The organism is Weizmannia agrestimuris (assembly GCF_943193165.1).
In the GTDB taxonomy this organism is placed as follows: Bacteria; Bacillota; Bacilli; order Bacillales; family Bacillaceae_C; genus Weizmannia; species Weizmannia faecalis.
Map to the genome: position 1 here is coordinate 1 of NZ_CALPDC010000093.1, position 2,286 is coordinate 2,286.

The 2,286-nt window shown below is 45.2% G+C and carries 4 protein-coding genes; 2 read left to right on the plus strand and 2 right to left on the minus strand.

Annotated elements, in window-relative coordinates:
* The first annotated feature begins 227 nt into the window (after positions 1-227).
* Positions 228-368, plus strand: a complete 141-nt coding sequence (locus NFR98_RS15635) for a ribbon-helix-helix domain-containing protein (protein ID WP_013860635.1) — start codon at positions 228-230, stop codon at positions 366-368.
* 185 nt (positions 369-553) lie between these two features.
* Positions 554-778: a hypothetical protein gene (locus NFR98_RS15640; protein WP_026684579.1), complete on the plus strand. Its 225-nt coding sequence runs from the start codon at positions 554-556 to the stop codon at positions 776-778.
* A 39-nt stretch (positions 779-817) separates the two neighbouring features.
* On the opposite strand, the gene yidA is transcribed toward NFR98_RS15640, so the two are convergent.
* Together yidA and NFR98_RS15650 are read right to left on the minus strand one after the other, a co-directional pair.
* Positions 818-1,627 carry a sugar-phosphatase gene (yidA, locus tag NFR98_RS15645; protein WP_017554285.1) on the minus strand — a complete coding sequence of 270 codons (810 nt, stop codon included), beginning with the start codon at positions 1,625-1,627 and terminating at the stop codon, positions 818-820.
* Positions 1,628-1,737: 110 nt separating this feature from the next.
* Positions 1,738-2,055 carry a nitrous oxide-stimulated promoter family protein gene (locus tag NFR98_RS15650; RefSeq protein ID WP_013860417.1) on the minus strand — a complete coding sequence of 106 codons (318 nt, stop codon included), beginning with the start codon at positions 2,053-2,055 and terminating at the stop codon, positions 1,738-1,740.
* Between the last annotated feature and the right edge of the window lie 231 nt (positions 2,056-2,286).

The window sequence follows — 2,286 nt, forward strand, 5'->3', positions numbered from 1 at the left end:
GACCCCGCAGCGAGGTACGAGCGAGGAGGCTCGCCGGCCGCCCGCGGAAAGCGAGTGAATTTCGCGCGCATCAACACACCCGTTATCAATCCATACGAAAGTGTACAAAAAGAGTGTCTTGGAATCCCGATATTTAAACCTTATCGAGAAAAACTTGACACATACAAAATTTCGTATATATTGATTATATCGTAAAAAATCCGTACAATCAATATGAGGTGATAATCATGAGAGAAGAGAAAGAACGTGTAGAAATTCATATGCCTAAGACGATATTAGAAAAATTGGAGCAATATCAAAAAGAAAATGGGATTCCAACTAGAACAGCCGCAATCTTAGAATTGTTGAGAAAAGGATTGGAAAAATAACTTTGGCTAAAGCCAACCGAAATTCATCTCCCACCTACTCATTGGTGCGATTCGCACCTTCACATTCCTTGAGGATGGGAGACTTCTTTCGGAAAGCCGTTAAAAAAGACAGCCTGCCTGTAAGATGCATCACGAAAAGCCAAAAGCCGAACCGTTAAAACTATTTTAGAATGGGGCTAATCCAATTGAAGAAAAAGAAGCAGGAAAAGGGACAGGAAGATTTTGGAAGTGTGATGTTTTACTGTAAACGTTGCAACAAGACTTTTGATATGGAATGGGAAACGATTTGGGATATGCAGGAGTTGACGCACGGCTATGTCGGGTATCATTTGTATGATACCTATATTTGTTGCCCGGATTGCGGCGAACTCGCTAAGGCACTGGAAGAGCCCGGCCCGAATCCATTTTAAAGAAGGGTGCCTGCCTTCTGCCGGCGGGCACCCTTCTTTTTACGACAACACCAGTTTCTCAATTGCATAGGCGACGCCGTGTTCGTTGTTCGTGCGCGTTTCGAAATCGGCAATCGCCTTTACTTTCGGGACGGCATTGCCCATCGCCACCCCGCAGCCGGCGTATTCAATCATGGTCAGGTCATTTTCATTATCGCCGATACAAACCACTTCCTCGCGGCGGATGCCGAGATGGCTGGCAAGGAGTTTCACAGCATTGCCTTTGCTCGCATCTTTATGCAAAATTTCATAATAAAACGGCATGCTTCTGACCATCGTGTACTTCTCCTGCACCCAGTCCGGAATCGCTTCAATCGTCCGGCTCAGCTTCTCCGGCTCGTCAATAAACATCACTTTCGGAATCACCATATCCCGCGGCAGCTCTTCTAACGTCCGGTAATGCACCGGCATCTGCGTCAAATAAGATTCCACAACCGTATAAGGACTGAGATCCCGGTTCGGCGTATACAAATGTTCCGGGTCAAAAAAATGCATCGGCGTTTTCAGTTCGAGGCTGAGCCCGTACAGCCGCACCAAATCGCCGTAACCAATCGACCGTTCCGCGACAACCCCGTTCGTATGCGTATTTTGCACGAGCGCGCCGTTATAGGCAATGACATAATCATCTTCTTCATTCAGCAATAAATCTTCAAGAAAGCGGCGGACGCCCCCGATCGGCCGCCCCGTGCACAGCACGATTTTGACGCCTTTCTTTTTCGCTTTATGTAAAGCTTCCCGGACTTCCGGAGTGACTTCATGCTGGTCGTTTAAAAGCGTTCCGTCCATATCAATGGCAATCAATTTATACATATTTTTCTGCTCCTTGGTGATGAAAAAATTTCATATGGTTTTATCATAATACACTCAGCCGGTAAAATCCATTTATGTAAAATCATTTACAAATCATGCATCGCCCAAACTTATTTTTTTAATAAATGCCGGATGGAAAAAACGGGATGGTACAAAAGCATCCACGGGCCGGAAAAACGCATGACCGCCCTGATTTTTTCACGGTAATCTTTCCGGTAGCAATGGACCTTGCAGTTGGAACACGCGCTTTTTTCCTCGCCAAACCGGCAATAGGAAAGCCTTTTTAAGCAATAGTTTTGTAAATCGAGGCATTCTTCGCAAAGCGTCTTGCGGTGGTGTTTTTTCCGGCAGTAAATGGCAATCATTTGTGACACGGTTTCCTTTTCTTTTTGGATGACCGGCCCGTTGTTTAATTCCCTTTTTGGCATGGCGATCGACCTCCTGTTTTCACCATACCACAGCCACAGAAAAGCAATTTTAACGATTTTTCTACAATGCACACAAAAATGCCGTAAAGAACAAAAGCCTTTACGGCATTTCTATGTCCCTTTTAAAAAACGGTAAAAAATGGGAGCCACCTTCTGTGAACTACCCTCCACTTATCAACCTTACGGTTTGATTGAAGTGGGGGCTTCTCGACTTATCGTTGCTTTTACTAG